General features: G+C 54.3%; 16 protein-coding genes and 1 pseudogene. 10 read left to right on the forward strand and 7 right to left on the reverse strand.

Annotated features, from left to right (window positions below):
• Positions 1-29 precede the first annotated feature (29 nt).
• The 4 genes from ACR0AY_RS08975 to ACR0AY_RS08990 all read right to left on the reverse strand — a co-directional run bounded on the left by ACR0AY_RS08975 (position 30) and on the right by ACR0AY_RS08990 (position 4,591).
• On the reverse strand, positions 30-1,514 hold the full coding sequence (locus tag ACR0AY_RS08975) for an aldehyde dehydrogenase (RefSeq protein WP_170511791.1): 1,485 nt from the start codon (positions 1,512-1,514) through the stop codon (positions 30-32).
• A 5-nt stretch (positions 1,515-1,519) separates the two neighbouring features.
• Positions 1,520-3,052 carry a tripartite tricarboxylate transporter permease gene (locus tag ACR0AY_RS08980; protein WP_170511793.1) on the reverse strand — a complete coding sequence of 511 codons (1,533 nt, stop codon included), beginning with the start codon at positions 3,050-3,052 and terminating at the stop codon, positions 1,520-1,522.
• A gap of 10 nt (positions 3,053-3,062) precedes the next feature.
• On the reverse strand, positions 3,063-3,599 hold the full coding sequence (locus ACR0AY_RS08985) for a tripartite tricarboxylate transporter TctB family protein (RefSeq protein WP_170511795.1): 537 nt from the start codon (positions 3,597-3,599) through the stop codon (positions 3,063-3,065).
• Between the two features lie 62 nt (positions 3,600-3,661).
• Positions 3,662-4,591, reverse strand: coding sequence for a tripartite tricarboxylate transporter substrate binding protein (locus ACR0AY_RS08990; protein WP_170394012.1), 930 nt, complete (start codon positions 4,589-4,591; stop codon positions 3,662-3,664).
• 109 nt (positions 4,592-4,700) lie between these two features.
• Here ACR0AY_RS08990 and ACR0AY_RS08995 point away from each other — a divergent pair, with 109 nt between their 5' ends.
• Both ACR0AY_RS08995 and ACR0AY_RS09000 read left to right on the forward strand, forming a co-directional pair.
• A complete protein-coding gene (locus tag ACR0AY_RS08995; protein WP_170511797.1) occupies positions 4,701-5,480 on the forward strand; it encodes an IclR family transcriptional regulator in 780 nt (259 codons plus the stop codon).
• Positions 5,481-5,511: 31 nt separating this feature from the next.
• Positions 5,512-6,864 carry an aminotransferase class III-fold pyridoxal phosphate-dependent enzyme gene (locus ACR0AY_RS09000; protein WP_170511799.1) on the forward strand — a complete coding sequence of 451 codons (1,353 nt, stop codon included), beginning with the start codon at positions 5,512-5,514 and terminating at the stop codon, positions 6,862-6,864.
• A 34-nt stretch (positions 6,865-6,898) separates the two neighbouring features.
• On the opposite strand, the gene hpaR is transcribed toward ACR0AY_RS09000, so the two are convergent.
• Positions 6,899-7,339 (reverse strand): homoprotocatechuate degradation operon regulator HpaR, encoded by a 441-nt coding sequence (hpaR, locus tag ACR0AY_RS09005; RefSeq protein ID WP_170394006.1) that lies wholly within the window; start codon positions 7,337-7,339, stop codon positions 6,899-6,901.
• 105 nt (positions 7,340-7,444) lie between these two features.
• On the opposite strand from hpaR, the gene ACR0AY_RS09010 reads away from it, so the two are divergent.
• The 8 genes and pseudogenes from ACR0AY_RS09010 to ACR0AY_RS09045 all read left to right on the forward strand — a co-directional run.
• Positions 7,445-7,828 (forward strand): 5-carboxymethyl-2-hydroxymuconate Delta-isomerase, encoded by a 384-nt coding sequence (locus ACR0AY_RS09010; protein ID WP_170511801.1) that lies wholly within the window; start codon positions 7,445-7,447, stop codon positions 7,826-7,828.
• A 2-nt stretch (positions 7,829-7,830) separates the two neighbouring features.
• Complete coding sequence (gene hpaE / locus ACR0AY_RS09015; RefSeq protein WP_170511803.1) at positions 7,831-9,342, forward strand: 5-carboxymethyl-2-hydroxymuconate semialdehyde dehydrogenase; 1,512 nt, start codon at positions 7,831-7,833, stop codon at positions 9,340-9,342.
• Between the two features lie 51 nt (positions 9,343-9,393).
• Complete coding sequence (gene hpaD, locus ACR0AY_RS09020) at positions 9,394-10,245, forward strand: 3,4-dihydroxyphenylacetate 2,3-dioxygenase (RefSeq protein ID WP_170511805.1); 852 nt, start codon at positions 9,394-9,396, stop codon at positions 10,243-10,245.
• A gap of 12 nt (positions 10,246-10,257) precedes the next feature.
• Positions 10,258-11,241, forward strand: a complete 984-nt coding sequence (gene hpaD / locus ACR0AY_RS09025; RefSeq protein WP_170511807.1) for a 3,4-dihydroxyphenylacetate 2,3-dioxygenase — start codon at positions 10,258-10,260, stop codon at positions 11,239-11,241.
• A gap of 63 nt (positions 11,242-11,304) precedes the next feature.
• Positions 11,305-12,159 (forward strand): fumarylacetoacetate hydrolase family protein, encoded by an 855-nt coding sequence (locus ACR0AY_RS09030; RefSeq protein WP_170511809.1) that lies wholly within the window; start codon positions 11,305-11,307, stop codon positions 12,157-12,159.
• The gene (gene hpaH, locus ACR0AY_RS09035) at positions 12,156-12,956 is read left to right on the forward strand and encodes a 2-oxo-hept-4-ene-1,7-dioate hydratase (protein ID WP_170511810.1); all 801 of its coding nucleotides are present in this window, start codon (positions 12,156-12,158) and stop codon (positions 12,954-12,956) included. The genes ACR0AY_RS09030 and hpaH overlap by 4 nt, the downstream gene beginning before the upstream one ends.
• Before the next feature lie 12 nt (positions 12,957-12,968).
• Complete coding sequence (locus ACR0AY_RS09040) at positions 12,969-14,027, forward strand: aldolase/citrate lyase family protein (RefSeq protein WP_170511812.1); 1,059 nt, start codon at positions 12,969-12,971, stop codon at positions 14,025-14,027.
• 419 nt (positions 14,028-14,446) lie between these two features.
• Positions 14,447-14,617: pseudogene (locus ACR0AY_RS09045) on the forward strand (IS5/IS1182 family transposase); the annotation flags it as partial.
• Between the two features lie 249 nt (positions 14,618-14,866).
• Here the strand turns inward: ACR0AY_RS09045 and lhgO are convergent.
• On the reverse strand, positions 14,867-16,066 hold the full coding sequence (gene lhgO / locus ACR0AY_RS09050; protein ID WP_170511814.1) for an L-2-hydroxyglutarate oxidase: 1,200 nt from the start codon (positions 16,064-16,066) through the stop codon (positions 14,867-14,869).
• A 2,202-nt stretch (positions 16,067-18,268) separates the two neighbouring features.
• Positions 18,269-19,051: an arginine deiminase family protein gene (locus ACR0AY_RS09055; RefSeq protein WP_170511816.1), complete on the reverse strand. Its 783-nt coding sequence runs from the start codon at positions 19,049-19,051 to the stop codon at positions 18,269-18,271.
• Position 19,052 lies beyond the last annotated feature (1 nt).

Genomic DNA, 19,052 nt, shown 5'->3' on the forward strand with positions numbered 1-19,052 from the left:
TGAAAACATGTCGTACAGACACCCCGCAGTCAGAGCTTTATCCAGGCGGTTTTCAATTCAAAGTACTTCTCAAGCGCGTGCAAAGATTTGTCATGCCCGTTCCCGGATTGACCCACGCCCCCAAGCGGAACGGTCAGGTCCGAGCCGCCATAGGTGTTCACATGCATGACCCCGGTCCGCACTTCGGCCACCATGCGATGCGCGCGACTGAGGTTCGAAGTCCAGACTGCGCCTGCGAGCCCATAGACTGTGGCATTGGCAAGCCGGATCGCCTCGGCTTCGTCATTGAACGGGGTCACGGCCAAGACTGGGCCGAAGACTTCGTTCTGAAACAGATGATCCGTTTCTTTGACACCTGCCATTACTGTAGGGGACATATAGTAGCCCCCGGTTTCGGGCAGAATGCGGTTTCCGCCCGTACGACGTTCGGCACCTTCAGCTTCGGCCTTGGTAACGAACTCCAAATTGGCCTCTAACTCGGGCAGGCTATGCACGGCACCAATCTGGCTGTTCAGGTTCAACGGATCACCAACGCGAAAGGCTGCGGCGTAGCGCGTGATCTCGGCGACAAAATCCTCGTAGATGTCCTGCTGCACCAGCAGGCGCGAGCCCGCGATACAGACCTGTCCGGAGTTGCGGAAAATCCCGGCGGCCGAGACCTTTGCAGCTTCCGCCAAATCGGGCGCGTCAGCGAAAACAATATTTGGAGACTTGCCACCCAATTCCAGATAGCAGCGTTTCAGATTGGACCGCGCCGAGTATTCCAGCAGTCGCCGACCTGTCGCGCCGGATCCCGTGAAGACCATGATGTCCACATCCATCGACAAGGCCAAAGCTTCGCCCGCGACCGAACCACGCCCGGTCACCACATTGAAGACGCCATCCGGAACTCCGGCTTCGGCAGCCAGTTCAGCGATTTTCAACAGGCTGAGCGATGCGCTTTCTGCCGGTTTCAAGACGATGGAGTTGCCCGCTGCAAGGGCAGGGGCGATTTTCCAGCTGCCGATCATCAGCGGGAAGTTCCAGGGCACAATCGCCCCGACAACACCGACAGGCGCATGATGCACGAGGCCAAGAACATCGTTGCTCGTCGGGGCAATCTGCCCGTAAATCTTGTCGATGGCTTCGGCATAGTAGCGGAAAGTGGCCGCAGCCGAGAGCGCCTCGGCCTTATAGGCCATATTGATCTCGGTTCCGTTGTCGCGTACGCCTAGCACCGCGAGTTCAAGCGCGCGGGATTCGATCAGATCCGCCAGTTTCAGCAGAACCTTCTTGCGCCCTGCGGGGGTCATGCGCGACCACCGGCCATCCTCAAACGCTGCCCGCGCGGTGCTCACGGCTGTGTTCACATCCGCCGGGCTACCCTCGGCGATTTGAGCAAGAGGCTGGCCGTCGATGGGCGACAGCACCTGATGCAGGGCGCCGGTTTCTCCGGCATAAAAATCGCCATTGATAAAGTGTCCACGTGGGGCAATCTCCTGCACGCGCAAGGCATCGATGGAAGACTGATCCATGAAAGCTATCCTTGTTGGTTCGGGTGGTCGGAATCCACGGCTGGGACATGGGGTTCGGGGCGCAGCTTGTTTTTGAACTCGTAGTACAGCGTGCGAAAATGCAGGATCAGGATCAGCACGATCAGGCAGAACAGGATGGCTGCGATGGGCCGGTCGATGAAGTCCAGCGGCGTCTTGACCCGAGCCATTGCGCTGCGAAGCTTGGTTTCCATGATTCCGCCCAAAACCATACCCAGGATGATTGGAACAATTGGCAGATCAAGCCGTTTGAGGATTAGGCCAAAGACACCAAACCCAGCAGCGATCGCGCAATCGGTGATCGAGTTGCGTAAACTATAAACCCCGACAAAGGCTAAGACCAGGATCATCACACCCAGGAAGCGTGTGGGAATCTGAATGATCTTTAACAACAGGTTTGTCGAAAACAGCAGAAAGACCAGAACGATCACATTCAGCAGGATCAGCGCCATATATAGGGCCATGACGAAATCCATCTGGTTCTCAAACAGTTGCGGGCCGGGGATCACGTTGTGAACATAGAAGACCGACAGCATCATCGCCGTAAGCGCTTCGCCGGGTATACCGAGGGCGAGTAGGGGGATCATCGCTGCCCCCGGCACGGCGTTGTTCGCGGCTTCGGATGCCACCAACCCTTCGGGCGAGCCATCGCCGAATTTGTCGGGATTTTTCGAGCTTTTCTGAGCATAGGTGTAGGACAGAAACTGCGAAGTGAACTCACCTGTTCCCGGCACCATGCCCATAAATACCCCGATGCTTGAAGAAACGGTAGCGATCCGTTTCAGGCCCAACAGTTCCTTCAATCCGGCAAAGATATTACCGCTGACGTGAGTGTCTTCTGGTGCATGGTTCTTTTCCAACAGCAAAAGAAATGCCTGGCTGAGCGCAAACAGACCCAGCACAACCACGATCAGGTCAACGCCTGACGCCAGCCAGCTTTGATCGAAAGTGTAGCGGCGCGTATATTTGACGGGCTCCAGTCCGACCGTGTTCAAAAAGACGCCAAAGGCAGCAAGCATACCTGCTGCAAAGATCTGTCCTCGATGGGCTAAAACGACCAGAACAATACCTAGCAACGCGGCCAGAAAAATCTCTCGGCTGCCAAAATGCGGGGCGATCATGGCCAACACGGGCGAGAGCACCATAAGGCAGATGATCGCAAAGACACCTCCGAAGAATGAGGCTGAATAGGCCAGCGATAACGCCCTGTGGCCTTGGCCGCGCTTGGTCATGGGATAGCCATCATAGGTAGTCAGCGCATTGACCGCTGTTCCCGGCGTGTTGATCAGGATGGCCGGGATCGCGCCGCCATACATGGATGATCCGTAAATCCCCAACAACAAGGTCAGACCGACGATGGGCTCAAAGGCAAAGGTTGCGGGCAACAGGATGGCGATGGCAACGGCAGCGCCCACACCGGGCAGCGCGCCGATTATGACACCACCGATCGAGCCGATGAACAAGGCCACGATGACCTGCCATTGCAGCAGGATTGAAACACCGGACAGAAGGGTATCCATACGTGCCTCCCTACAAATACGTCAGCGCAAAGGCGCGGATCGAGCCGGGAAGGTATTCATAGACAGCCCCTGCCGGGATTTTGACTTGCAGAAACGCTCGGAACACGATGGTGACGACGAAGCCGAACAGGGCTGCGATGCCGATCGCGCCCGAGCCTCGAAACCCTGAACGCAGGGTCAGAAACACCGCGAACAACATGGTGGACGGCAGATAGCCAAGCTGTGGCACCAGTAGGACATAAATCAGGAAATAAGCCACATATTCCAGAGACCGGACCCAAAACCCGACCTCGGCCCAACGACCATCGATCCGATCGGATAAGGCAGAGCTGAGCCAATGCAAAAAGCTGAACAAGACCATGCACCACACGGCAACGGTGGGCCACAGACCGGGTTGAGCAAACCATTTGGTCCGCTTGACGACCTGCGTCTGCTCCCCAAGCTGAGACAGTAGAAACACCGAGAAAGCCAGGAACAATACGGCAAAGACAATATCACCCGGACGGCGATACCGTTTGAACATGTCCTGAAGCGTTCTTGCGATCATTTCATCCTCCCAGCCCTATGAAGAAGGCGCGGAAATCACTGCCCGCGCCTCGATCCGGGGTGTTACTCGCCTAGAATCTCTTCTATTTTGGCGAATGACGCTTTATCTTGCTCGATCTGGGCATTCGAAGCATCGGGATCCTGCCAATAGATCAGCGCACCGGTTTCTTCGGCAAGCTTTTTAGCCTTGTCCGATTGCAGTGCTTTTTGGGCTGCGGCGGTGATTTTTTCGCGAGCCTCGGGCGGCGTGTCTTTGTGAACAAACAATCCGTTCCACAGCGCCAATGGCAGGTCTGGGTTAAGCTCAACCACTGTCGGCGTATCCGGTACCAGAGCGATCCGGTCGCCGCCGATGCTGGCCAGCACGTTCACTTCATCCAGACAGGGCAGAATAAGCTGGAGCGTGGTGTTGATGACATCAACGTCACCGGACGCCAAGGTGTTGCAGTCCAGCGCATCGAACGCGGCTTCGCTGGCAAAGTCGAAACCGCTGCTGACAGCGGCGGCAAAAGTAACCTGCGTGGGTGGCAGAACCGAGCCAAAGTGGCCGAGTGCCACGTCGTTTGACTTGCCGTGTTCCACCAACTCATCCCAGCTTTGGAACGGGGCGTCTTTGCTCGACGCGATTACGAACGGGTAGGTCAGGAAGATGCCGATCGGTTCAAACGGGTTCGGGTTCAATTCAGGAATACCAATCTCGGGCCCGATGACCGGAACACCAATCACAAACGACCCGATCGTATAGCCATCCGCCGGTGCTGTGGCGACTTCGACTGCGCCGGGGAAAGGACCACCACCGCCGCCGGGCTTGTTCACAACAGCTGCCGGTACCCCGTACATCGCCTGAAATTCATCTGCGATCATTCTGGTCAGGACATCTTCAAGATCACCCGGAGGCCAAGGAACCACAAAGGATACCGGCTTTTCGGGGTATTCTGCCAAAGCGGCCGTTGCAGAGGCGGCCATCACGGCTGCAGCAATAAACTTTTTCATTTACACCTCCCAGTGATTGGTTCATTATTTGAACCGTGTTAACAATAATAATCTTGCTTTGTTAAGTTCATTCTGTCAAGGATAACCTCAGCGGAAGGAGGCAAAACACATGGGTGCCGCACTTAATGCCCTAAAAATGCTGGACTTATTCTCAAACACGATGGCCGAAATCGGCCTGAGTCAGGCCGCGCGCCTGTCAGGATTGAACAAGGCGACAGCCCTGCGTCACCTACGAGCGCTTGAAGAATTCGGGTTGATCGAACAAAACCCGCAGTCAAAGACCTATACCATTGGACCAGCTGCGCTGCGGCTTGCGGCACTGCGCGAGATTGCCAAACCCGGCCTTGAAGGCGCGCGCCAGAAAATGCACTTGGCCATGCAGGAGGTTGGCGAAAGCCTGCATCTAACGCTGCTGGAACAGGGCAGCTTGCAAACCGCCATCGTGGTTGAGACAACAAAGCACAGCGTTCGTGTCAGCCTTGATCCAAGCGAGATCATCCCGGTCAACGCGACTGCGGCGGGTCTATGTATGCTCAGCTTTGGCCCACCTTTCCTGCTGGATCGTCTGGATCAGGAAGCGCAGGTACGTTTCACCGAATCCACCCTGACAGACCCGGATCTGATCAAGGAAAAAGTTGCTTTGATCCAGCGGGCTGGCTGGGCCAACAGCAACGGCAGCTACGAAGAAGGTGTTTTTGGTTTTGCAACGCCAATCTTTGGCATCGATCAAATCGCCCTTGGAACCATTTCGATCGCCGTGCCCGAGATTAGAGCCACTCATGAGCGCCTGCCCTTGATCCTGAAATCCCTTCAATCCCTCTCGCGCGATCTGACCGCAAATTTCGGCGGCCAAATGCCCGAGGCCTTTCCAACCGAGTTCCACCCATGAGCGAAAGTGGACAACCCCGGAGAACCGCAACATGAAAGACTCCAACTTTCTTAAGGAGAACAACGCCCGCCATTTCTGGCATCCGATGGCGCACCCGGCCGACAGCCGGAACAACCCTCCGACCATTCTGACCGGCGGGGAAGGAGTTAGCATCATCGATGTGGACGGGCACAAGGCCATCGACGCCGTAGGTGGCCTTTGGAACGTCAACCTGGGCTATTCTTGCGATCCGGTGAAACAGGCGATCGCCGACCAGCTATACGCCCTGCCTTATTATTCGACCTTCCGGGGCACGAGCAACGACAAGGCGATCGAGCTGTCTTACGAGTTGGCACAGTTCTTTGCTCCTGATGGGCTGGCACGCGCCTTTTTCACCTCGGGCGGATCGGATTCTGTGGAAATCGCACTAAAGCTTGCGCGTCAGTTTCACAAAGTCCGGGGCGAGCCTGGTCGCACCAAGTTCATCAGCCTTAAGCAAGGATACCACGGTACTCATTTCGCAGCCGCCTCGGTCAACGGGAACCAGAAATTCCGTGCCGCGTATGAACCCATGATGCCCGGCTGCTTTCATGTGCCCGCACCTTGGACCTATCGCAATCCGTTTGACGAAACCGACCCTGAACGCCTGGCTCAGCTTTGCGTCAAAGCGCTTGAAGCCGAGATTGCGTTCCAGGGGGCCAACACGGTTGCCGCCTTCATCATGGAGCCGATTTTGGGCGCAGGCGGCGTAATTCCGCCGCACAAAAGCTTTATGCCCATGGTGCGTGAGGTTTGTTCGAAGAACGGTATTCTGCTGATCTCAGACGAAATCATCACGGCGTTTGGTCGAACCGGTAGTGAAAGCGGAGCGAGACATTGGGGCGTCCAGCCTGACATCATGACGACGGCCAAGGCGATCACCAATGGTTATTTCCCGTTTGGCGCCGCGATGATCTCGGGGGCAGTTGCCGAGGTATTTGAAAATGACACAACCGGGTTGGCATCCATTGATCAGGGATACACCTATTCCGGTCACCCCGTCGGCGCGGCGGCGGCACTGGCGGCTCTTTCAGAAATCAATCGTCTGCGGATTTGGGAAAACGCTGCAGCACGCGGGGATGAGCTGTTCGAGGGCTTGAAGAAACTGGCTGAAAAGCACGAGGTGATCGGTGACGTCCGAGGGGGCGAGGGCCTTATGTGCGCGCTGGAACTGGTCTCGGACCGCGCAACCAAAGCACCGATTGCCAAACAACTGCCAATACAGGTGCAAAAGGCAGCTTATGAGGATGGTGTGATGGTGCGCGTATCTGGCAACAACATCATCATTTCCCCACCTCTGATTGTCACATCCGACGATGTTGCCAAGATCCTGTCAGCGCTGGATACAGGATTGTCGAGTTTGTAGTCGTCGCGCAGACCCCGCTTGCCAACTGGCGGGGTCAAACCTTAACAGCCTGCAGCTCTTCAAGTAGGTCCAGTAGCTCATCAAGCTTCTCTCGCCCCATCTGCGCCTCAATACTATTTGAAATGGCCAATGACGCTTGAAGGTTGTCTTTCAAAATCTGCCGACCCGCATCTGTAATCATCACCATCGTCCGCCTTTTATCCTGGCTGTCCTGACGACGTGTGACCTGCCCATCGGCTTCCATACTGCGCAAAATGCGGGTCAGACTGGGCAGCAACAGACAGGCTTCTTTGGCGATGGCGCTTTGTTCGACCTCGCCAAGTTCATCCAGCACGCGCAGGACGCGCCATTTTTGCTCGGATATCTGTATATCCTGCAGCATGTCCCTGATGGGGGCCATGATCGTTTCGCGGGCGCGCAATAATGCAATGGGAAGCGACCTTGAGGTGCTCTTGGTATGGCTTTGAGTGTTCATGCCGCCTTCTAGTGTGCTGCCCTAGGAAATGCAAAGATTAACAACGCAACTTCTTGACGACATAATCTCATAATGCTAAACATGTTAATTAATAACGGAGGAATCATGCCGCATTTTCACGTCGAATATTCCGGGAATCTGGAAGACAGGATCGACATGGGCGGTCTGTGCGATTGCATCCGTGCAACGGCCGCTGAGATTGACACCTTTCCGCTAGCAGGCATTCGCGTCCGAGCGATCCGTGTTGATCACTATGCCATCGCAGACGGAAATCCAAAGCATGGGTTCATCGATATCTCGATCCGGCTGCGGGCCGGTCGTTCGCAGGCCGTCAAGAAGGACGCAACGCAGCGCATCTTCGAGGCGGCACGAACCTATCTGGAATCCGCAATGAGCCAGCATTCCATCGCGCTGTCGCTTGAGATGCGCGACATCGATCCCGACCTCTCCCCCAAAACCGGTACGATCCGCGACCATCTGGAGGCCTGACCATGAGTGACCTGCACAAGAATATTGAACGGCTTGATGGTTTCCTTGCCCGTTTCAAGAGGACTGGGATAAAGAACCGGATCGCAGGAGAAGATCAAGATGGGTCAGCAGGGGTGTTCCAGTCGATCTCTCCGGTGGATAAATCGGTGATCTGCGACGTTGCCCATGGCACGGCGGAAGATATCGATACGGCGGCACAGGCCGCGCATAATGCCTTTGCAGTCTGGCGCGACATGCCCGCTACGGAGCGCCGCAGGATATTGCTTAAAGTTGCAGATGGCATTGAGGCAAGAGCCGGAGAGATCGCGCTGTGCGAATGCTGGGATACCGGCCAGACCCTGCGCTTTATGTCCAAAGCCGCCCTGCGAGGGAGTGAGAATTTTCGCTATTTTGCCGATCAGGCGGTTCAGGCGCGGGATGGTCAACACCTGAAATCACCGACACTGATGAACATAACCACCCGCGTCCCAATCGGGCCCGTTGGTGTCATCACGCCGTGGAACACCCCGTTCATGCTGTCGACATGGAAGATCGCTCCGGCACTGGCCGCTGGCTGTACGGTCGTCCACAAACCGGCTGAAGATTCACCGCTGTCTGCGCGGCTATTGGTCGAAATCGCGGAAGAAGCCGGTCTGCCCAAGGGTGTGCTGAACACTGTCAACGGTTTTGGTCCAGACGCCGGTAAGCGGCTGACCGAACATCCATTGATCAAAGCCATTGCCTTTGTCGGTGAAAGCCGTACTGGCAGCATCATTACCAAGCAAGGCGCAGATACGCTGAAACGGATGCATCTGGAGTTGGGCGGTAAGAACCCGGTCATCGTCTTTGACGACGCCGACATGGATCGCGCGCTGGATGCGGTGATCTTCATGATCTATTCGATCAACGGCGAACGCTGCACGTCTTCTTCGCGGCTGCTGGTACATGATACAATCAAGGAAGAGTTCGAAGCCAAGCTGATCGAGCGCGTGAACAATATCAAAGTCGGCCACCCGTTGGACCCTGCAACCGAGATTGGCCCTCTTGTAACGGAAGAGCATTACAACAAGGTCACTTCATACTTCGACATCGCCAAGGAAGACGGCGCGACCGTCGCGGCCGGTGGCGTCAAGGTGGGCGAAGAGGGGTACTTCGTACGGCCCACCCTGTTTACTAACGCTAACAATCAAATGCGCATCGCACGCGAGGAAATCTTTGGCCCTGTCCTGACCGTGATCCCGTTCTCGACTGAGGAGGAGGCGCTGCAGATCGCAAATGACACGCAATATGGTCTGACCGGCTATGTCTGGACCAACGATCTGACCCGCGCGTTACGTTTCACGGACAAGCTTGAGGCCGGAATGATCTGGGTGAACTCGGAAAACGTGCGCCATCTGCCCACACCGTTTGGCGGGGTCAAAGCATCCGGCATCGGGCGCGACGGCGGCGACTGGAGCTTTGAGTTCTACATGGAACAAAAGCATGTCGGCTTTGCCACAGGCCAGCACAAGATCATGCAATTGGGTAAGCTATAGCGGCCCCTCAGACGACAATCGCGCGAAAAACCTTAACTCCAGGAGCAGACCATGGGAGAAATCGTTCTTGCCGCCAAAATGACCCATGTGCCGACATTGCTCATGTCCGAGCAGGAAGGCCCGGTGAAAGGTAAACGCCAGCCTGCCATTGATGGCCACCGCGAGATCGCGCGCCGCGCCAAAGCACTGGGGGCGACCACGGTGATCATCTGTGACACCCATTGGGTGATCAATGCCGGGTTCCACATCAACGCCAATGAGAAGTTCGAAGGCCTGTTCACGTCGAACGAGTTCCCGCAATTCATTCAGGACCTGCCGTATTCCTATACGGGCAATCCTGAAATGGGCGACGCCATTGCTAAGATAGCTTCAGAAAAGGGCGCCTATACTTTGGCGCATCACCTGGACAGCCTCGGACTGGAATACGGCACACTGGTGCCGCTGCGGTTCATGAGCCGCGAGCATGATATGAAGGTTGTCTCGGTCGCGGCCTGGGCCACGGTGCATAGCCATGATGATAGCCGAATTGTCGGCGAGGCCATCCGTGAAGCGGTTGAGGCCAGTGACGAAAAGGTGCTGCTGGTCGCGTCAGGCTCGCTGTCGCACAAAATCTGGGCCAACAAGGACTATGCCGCCAACAACGGCACTTTCACCATCAGCTCGGAATTCAACCGTCAGATGGACCTGCATGTGCTTGAGATGTGGAAGAACGGCGATCATGCCACGTTCCTGAAGATGCCGGGCGATTATGCCAATTTCTGCTGCGGCGAAGGCTCGATGCACGACACGTCGATGCTTTACGGCGCGCTGGGGTGGGATACCTATGACAAGAAATGCGAGGTTGTGACCGAGTATTTCCCAAGCTCCGGCACCGGCCAGACAAACGTTATCTTCCCCGTTTAACAGGAGGTTTCAATGCCCGTTCCAGCCCCCAACCTGTATCCCGACTTCAACACAATCCGGCTGAGCCATGTTTGCCTGAACGTCAGCGATCTTGTTGCTTCGCGCAAATTCTACTCGGAGATTCTGGGTTTGCAGGTCTCGGACGAAAGCGACACACATGTCTACCTGCGCGCTATGGAGGAACGTGGACATCATTGTGTGATCCTGCAGAATTCCGATCAGCCGGCGACTGTCGAGGTCATGGGCTTCAAAACATTCGACGAGGATGATTTGGATCGGGCCGAGGCGTATTTTATATCCAAAGGCCGACCGACCTCATGGGTTGATCGCCCCTATCAGGGCCGGACTCTGTTAACCTCGGACAATATGGGCATACCGCTGGAGTTCTATCACAAGATGGATCGCCTGGAGCCGATCCATCAGAAATACGCGCTCTATCGTGGTGTGAAACCGCTGCGGATCGATCACTTCAACTGCTTCTCGACCAATGTCGATGACAGTGTCGCATTCTACAGTGATTTCGGGTTCCGCGTGACCGAGTATACGGAAGACGAAGACAGCAAGAAACTGTGGGCCGCGTGGATGCACCGCAAGGGTGGGGTGCATGATATGGCCTTCACCAATGGCAAAGGCCCACGGATGCACCACGTGGCCTTCTGGGTGCCAACACCGCTGAACATCATCGATTTGCTCGATCTAATGGCCACCACCGGCTATGTGGACAACATCGAACGCGGCCCGGGGCGACATGGTATTTCGAATGCTTTCTTCCTGTATATACTCGATCCCGACGGACACCGGATTGAGATTTATTGCTCGGATTATCAGACCGTTGACCCCGATCTGGAGCCGATCAAATGGGACCTGAAGGACCCGCAGCGTCAGACGCTCTGGGGCGCTCCGGCGCCGCGCAGTTGGTTTGAACACGGCACATCCTTTGTCGGTGTGGATGTAAACGAGCCAGACCTGTCTGCGTCTCCCATCATCGCACCGTAAGCAAAGTATGCTTGATTTAAAACATCTTAGTATGGGCGGGTTCCATAACTCCGAGGAGGCCTGATGCGCATTGCAACCTACACTGCCAACGGTGAAACATTTTTTGGTGCGATCACTGATGAAGGCGCGGTCGCACTAAACAGCGAATTTGCCGAGTTCAAAAGCCTCTACGAGGTTGTCGCCGCAGGGGCGTTTGGCCAATTGATCAAGGCTGCTGAGGGAAAGCCGGTAACCCATACGGATTTCACCTTTGAGATGGTGATGCCGGATGTCCGCCGTATTCTGTGCGTTGGCGTGAACTTTCCAGATCGCAACGCGGAATACAAAGATGGAAGCGCCCAGCCGAAATACATGTCGCTATTTCCGCGTTTCGCCAGTGGATTTACCGGCCATAATCGCCCACTGATCCGACCGCCTGAAAATCACACGCTGGATTACGAAGGTGAAGTGGCCATCGTGATCGGCAAAGCAGGCCGCCGGATTTCGCAGGACGATGCTTATGGCCATATCGCAGCCCTGACCTTGTGCAACGAAGGTACGATCCGCGATTGGGTTCGGCACGCCAAGTTCAACGTCACCCAAGGCAAGAACTGGGACAAATCGGGTGCCATCGGCCCTTGGCTGGTCCCTTTCACTGATGCCGCGCAACTGGATGGCGCCCGCATCCAGACCCATGTGAATGGTGAGTTGCGTCAGGACGATACGTTGAACCGAATGATGTTTCCGATCCGGCGCGAGATTGAATACATATCAACCTTTATGACGCTTCAACCGGGCGATATCATCGTTACCGGCACCCCAACCGGCGCAGGTGCACGATTTGATCCGCCAAAATACTTGGCTCCCGGCGATGTGGTCGAGGTTTCCGTCGATGGGATCGGCACCCTGCGCAACACCATCGAGGATGAACACGTATGACCCCAGAAGACCATGCGCGCGCTGCCGCAGATCTACTGAATGCAGAAAGGACGCAAGCACAGATCGGTCTTTTGACACTGCGTTACCCCGAAATGGCGATGGATGACGCTTATGAAGTGCAGAATGCCATCTATCGTGCCAAATTGGCGGAAGGGCGCAAGGTCATCGGCTGGAAGATTGGGCTGACCTCGAAAGCGATGCAATATGCTTTGAATATCGACATTCCTGATAGTGGTATCCTGTTTGACAACATGGCCTTTGAAAATGGCGGGACCGTTCCCGCAAGTCGTTTCATCCAACCCCGTGTCGAAGCCGAGATCGCCTTTGTCATGAAGGAGGCCATTGGTGGCGCCGATGTGAGCCGCGATCAGGTTTTGCGGGCGACCGACTATGTTACTCCGTCCATTGAAATCCTCGACACGCGTATAAAGCGGGCAGACCCTGAGACTGGAAAGTCACGCACAGTATTCGACACGATCAGCGACAACGCCGCAAATGCCGGCATTGTACTAGGGGCGGAACGCCACCCAGCGGATGCGTTTGACCTGCGATGGGTAGGGGCCCTAACCTTCCGCAACGGTGAAATCGAGGAAACCGGCCTGGGTGCGGGCGTATTGAATGATCCGGTCGAAAGTGTGGTCTGGTTGGCCCGTCGCATGGCGCAATACGGCCAGAGCATTGAACCCGGCCACGTGATCCTGTCCGGCAGCTTCATTCGCCCGATCGAATGCCCATCGGGTGCGGAAATCCACGCCGATTTCGGATCGTTCGGATCCGTCGACATCAATTTTGCCTAAAGGAGCAGCGACATGCCCGCACCAAAGAACACCTTCAAGGCCGCATTAAAGGCTGGAAAGCCTCAGGTCGGGTGCTGGATCGGAATGGCCGACGCATATGCAGCAGAAATTTCCGCGACCGCAGGGTTCGATTGGTTGTTGGTCGATGGCGAACACGCACCAAACGACCTGCGCTCGACCCTTGAACAGGTGCGAGTGATCGAAAGTTCGGGCAGCGCGCCAGTTGCACGTCTACCGATTGGTGAGACATGGATGATCAAGCAATATCTCGATGCGGGTGTTCAGAGTATTCTGGTGCCGATGGTCGAAAGCGCTGATCAGGCGCGCGAACTGGTGCGCGCGGTGCAATACCCCCCACGCGGCGTCCGAGGAGTGGGATCATCCCTTGCGCGGGCTTCGCAATTTGCCGAAATCCCGGACTACCTCGATACGGCGGATGAGCAGATTTGTCTGCTGCTACAGGTTGAGAACAACGCGGGCATGGCCGCTCTGGACGACATTCTGACGGTTGATGGAGTAGACGGAGTTTTTATCGGACCTGCAGATCTGGCCGCCGACATGGGTCATATCGGCAACGCCGGGCATCCAGATGTTGTGGAGGCTATTGAAGACGCGCTGACCCGCATCGTCGCGGCAGGTAAAGCCGCGGGTATCCTAACACTGGAGCCAGCAATGCAGCGTAGGTGCCTTGAGATCGGCGTGACCTTTCTGGCCACTGAAATTGACGTCACCCTTTTCGCAAAAAGCATGCGCGCCAAAGCGCAAAACGGCCTCGCGCTTTTGCCGCGACAGAACGCAATCGGATCGGCGACAACAGAAAATGCCAGCAAGTACTTACAGCAATTATGCAAACATTGGTCACATAAGGGACAGGTCGAGTTCGATGCAGATACTGGAACCGTTTCTTTTGGCAGTGGCAATGCCGTTGAACTAAAGGCTACGCCAGTAGCACTGGAAGTTTGCGCCTCGGCGCAACAACGCGGTGACCTAGACAGTTGGAAGACGGTGATTTCCGATCACCTAAAACGGTTTGCCTTTCGCGAAGAGCTTGAACTGAACTGGGATGACTAGCGACTTTTGTTTTGCTGGAAATAGTATGGGTTTTTCTAAGCGTTCCTGCCTGCTCGCGTGTTTACAACTCGTTTGTTGTCAGTAACAGGGCGCCGTTGCGATGTCAGAGTATGCGCCAAGATCACTTAGGCAAGCATCTATTTCTAAGGTTATCTGAACACTTGCTCATGGATTACTCCCTAGAATGTTGTGGACGGCACTGCGGCGAGTTTGCAAGAAACCAACAGACCCGTCGGGGTGAATTGATGCGGTCAACTTGTCCAAGATCATCTTATAAGCAATTGAGTTTTATCTGTAAATTCCCAAGAACAAATAAAAGTCTTCTTCTTTTTGTTCTCATTGTTCAGCCGTATAAGAAAAAGAACCGGCTGTTACGTGGTGCAGCAGGGTCATCTAATTGAAAGACCCGCCGGTAGGATATCTCGATGAAGCTGCGGAAGAAGAACGAAACGCTCTTCGCTCACTTCAAACGCGTACTTGGGTTAGGACGGCTCCGATTTTGTGGCCCGTATGGCGCAAATTAAAAATTAACCCTCACTGCCACCGCCCAGAACATACACAAATGGGTCAATATCTTTACCGCACCGTAACAAACACGCAAAGCCTAATCGGGAAGGCGTTTTTTGCCGTGTTCAGATCATTGCATTCTGCGCGCGTAACACTTTGTTTTTGAATAAAACCAGTCGCTTTCTGCCCATTGCTCTGGAAGCATCCCAAACCGGCCTTTCAAGCACGCTGTCGCGCCCGACCAATTTCTACGATCAAAAACTTGCACCAACTACTACGCCAACAGCGGGAACCTCTGTTGGCGCGGTGACCATCGATTTATCTGCAGCTAGCTATTGGCTCAGTACTCGATCGCATATTTCCTGAGCGATTGGCATAGCGCTTGTTGCTGCCGGCGAAGGCGCATTTAATACGAACGTCATACGATCCTGAGATCTGAACAGAAAATCGTCTTCAAGTCGCCCGTCAGGATGAACGATCTGGGCACGATGGCCTGCCACGTAGTGACACAAATCCGGCAATTCAACTTTTGGACAGTATTTCTGAACTTGTTTGAGATAGTAACGCTTTGACACCGCGCTTCGAATTTCATTGGCTATGGCGCAAGGATGCTTGGCAAGAGATCGCCAAAAGCCTGCGAACAAGGCCATTTCACGAAAGTCTGCTGAGCTGAATGACACCTTGGAGTATCTTTCGCGTGCCAATGATATGATGGCATTCGGACCGACATTGATCGATCCATCAATCATAGGCGTCAAATGGATACCTAGAAACGGTAGGTTGGGGTCAGGCACAGGATAAATCAGATGCTTGACCAGTTTGGATTTTCGTTTTGGAAGACGATAATATTCCCCCCGAAACGGTACGACTTTGGCATCGCACGCAAGTCCCGCCATGCGAATTATACGGTCGGATTGCAAACCTCCACAAACAACAAGATGCTCACACCCGATCATACCCTTTAGTGTGATGAGCGCGGTTTTTCCATAACTGTTATCGATGCCTACCAAAGGGGTGGAATATAGAAATGTCCCTCCATTAGCCACGAAGTCCTCAAGGAGTGACCGAGCTATTTGGGAGTAGTCTACAATCGCGGTGTCTGGTAGCCGAACAGCGGCGCACCCCGCTACGTTGGGTTCCACGGAAGTTAGGTCGGCCAAAGACAGGTCTTGAACTGTTACGCCGTTCTGACGCGCGCGATCCGCCAGGTCGCCAAGTCGAGCTTTCTCTTGATCGTTCGTGGCGACTAAGAGCTTCCCGCGTGTCTCGTACTTCAAGCCCTTTGTCTCGCAATAGTGCTTTGTTCTAAGCAGTCCTTCACGACAAAATCGCGCCTTTTTACTGCCCGGCTTGTAGTAGGCACCAGTATGGACCACACCGCTGTTACGGCCGGTTTGGTGACGTGCTGGAGCATCTTCTTTTTCGATTAGCAATATCCGCGCTTTGGGCGCTCGTCTGGAAAGCTCCAGCGCGGTAGCTACTCCGACAATCCCGGCTCCTACTACTGCATAATCGTAAGTTCCGAGATCCATAAACTCTCCTGTATTTTGAGCCCTTGATGTGCTGGGCATAGATCAAACTACGAGGCGGTTTATAAAGTGGCAATACCCGACGGTCAGCTTCGCTTTTTCTGATATTGGCTAAGTTATTGCAAGTTTATAATGCGCAGGAGAGCCTTGGGAAGGCTCAAAAGGGAACCAGACTTCAAAGGCAACAACATGTCCGACTTGCAAGGCAATCGACTGGATGTCCGCTACCCATGATGATGTACCGTTCGTGGTATTCGAAAGTATAGCTGCGGCATTGAAAAACGCCAAAACAAGCGAGATAACGTGGCAGAGATAATCTCATCTAAAGCTCCAGCTTAATACAAACGGTCTGAGATCGACAAGGTCGATCTGAAACAGTTTATGACCCCACCGAACTCGCAGAAAACTCGCCTCAGATTTCTGCTATATGATCCTGCCGCATCGCCTAACGGCAGGCTGCTCATCAATGCCAGCGCACGGAAGTGATCGCTGACCTGCCCGGCGGTCTCAAACAGGTTTATTTGGCTCTCGAGGCTGTTGCAGATCGCGTACAGATTTGTGTTCATTTCGACCTTGGTTCTGCCAATCAGGCGCCCGCGCTCCCTTTATCATCGAAAGACTGAACGCCGTGCGACTGACTCCGAGATATGTTGCGTCAACCATCATGCTCATTTCCTCACCGTTAATCAGCAGCCAACTCTATCAAACTCGGCGCAAAGATGCCTTTATCGCTCCGGTGCTGCCAACGGTTATGTAACGAATTGCGAAGACCGCGTACGCTGGGCGCATCTTGTAGATCTGAGTGACCTTGGTTCTCTCATTGAACGGGTTCCTTAGGTGCTGGCTTTGAGGCCGATCGATCTGACTCGATGATCTAACATTGACCACCTTCAGCCTGATCAGATCGCAGCCGCGCAACTTGCTATCGATTACCATGTTGAAGAGCGCTAGATCTCGATGATTTTCGGCGAGCTCGTGGAACATTTGGATCGCCCAAACGTGTTTTGGTTTCAGCGGGCGCTGTTAACCTGCAATACGCCTTTCGTTCCAGGCTGGACGAAGTGAGCGTGTAGCAGGTAAGTTTGGCGTTTCCATGGCTGATGTTCCGATCCGCCATGCCCGCCAACAACGACAGCTCGGCGTTGATGCAATACAAAATCACAGGATGCAGCATTTGCTCCGATGGCCGCTATGGAGCCAAAAGTGACTGACAAGGCAAATCGCGCCAATGTCGGAAATGCGCTTTTCTATTATATTAACCGCCGTTGGAGCAGAAGCTTTAGGTCGTTACGCGATTACAATTGGTTGAGACGAGTTTGTTGTCGGGCATATGGATATCACATGCAGTTCGGCTCAGTTTTCTAAGTATGGTTGATGGCAGTCATATTCTCGGTCCAATCTATAAAGGCAAACCTCGAAACGAGCGGTAGCTTCCTTGTTGATGCTGGTACTATAATTACGCCCGAAAAGAACGATGTTCGCCTTTAGGGGCGTCCGACCCGTCTGGTGATAATTGACGACGAACGTGTCAATCAAGTGATCCGAGATATTGTTGAAACAATTGAAACCGCGGCTAGTTCGCCATTTGGAGCGGAGTTTCTTAGCGAGGTTATGTTTCAAAAACTTCCAAAAGGGCTTGGCGCGGGATAGCAGCCAATGTCAGTGCTGATAGAAAGGGTGGACTTTCAGGACGCAATATCCATCCGAACCTTGTTGATGCGTTTGTTCTCCAAACTAACATCGTTTCGGTCGTGGCCAGCAGGTTGACGATTGCAATGATTAACGGGCTTTGGGGTATGTCATCCAGTGACAACCAGGCCATGCTGAAGGAAGGCGGTAGTTAGTGTTCCTATTCAATCAGATCCATAATTGGCGTCAAGTATGGCGCATCGATATCGGTTTTACCTAACCAGCGTTCGAGCTAGCTGAGGATTGTCTTTTGGAAGAGATTGCTCATTCGCTGGGCCCACTAAAGGATATGCAAGGTTCACCCGTTATTTTGTATCTCGTTCATTGAACAAGGAAGGAGCGTCAATGGAGTACTGCCAATCTTGCTCAGAATGCAGTTTATACAAGCTTCGCCGCAAAATCCTTACTATTTTTAGTACCTTGGAGGGCAATCACAAATTAGCTTTCGGTTAAAAAGCTTGATATTCATTCGCCAACTAAGAGACCGCCGATGACCAAAAGTTGGCGAATAACCCTTCAAAGTCTTAGCGAGAGACATGACATGCCACCATCCAGCTTGGCGCAATCGGTGTTGTCAATTTCTACAATCTCATACCCTTCACGATCCAACATGTCTGCTGTGCGCGAGAAGCCTGCGGCCATCAGCACCAGATTGTTGAAGCGGATCGCGTTGGCAGCAGCTTCTTCCCCATCAGCAACATGAAGCACTCGGTAGCCCTCAAAGCAGCCTGATGCATCAAGTCTTCGGGTTGACAGGATTGTTTCGGCATCCATCAGTGAACAATCTGTCTTGAAGTGCAAAACGCCTTCCGGTGTAAACACTTCGCGCAGTTTGTGGCCCCACGCGGAGGTGATTTTAGACAGCTCGGCGACACCTTCAGCATCAGTGCGGTCTGATCTGCCCACCAAAATTTCGCGACCCGTTACAAGAATATCTCCGCCCTCGATATGGCCGGGGCCGTTGATTTCCAGAACCGTCTCGTAGCAAGCGCGAAGATTTGGCGCCATTTCTGCCACCTCACCCATCCGCGATGGTGCGCCTGGCCGCATCAGCACAGCGCCTTGCGGCAGGCAAACGGCCGTATCTTCGACAAACTGTGCGTCGGGGAACGCGTCAAGGGGATCAAGTTCGATCACTTCAGCCCCGGTGCTTTTCAGTGCAGCCACGTAAGCCTTGTGTGCCGCCATCATCCCTTCGAAATCGGGGTTTCCAATATCCTTCGCACGCAATCCACCAGCAATGGTCGCAGCCGGGCGGCGGGTGATTGCGCGGGAGAACTCAAAGGTCGGGTCTGACATG

It is taken from the genome of Ruegeria sp. A5 (genome assembly GCF_056543005.1).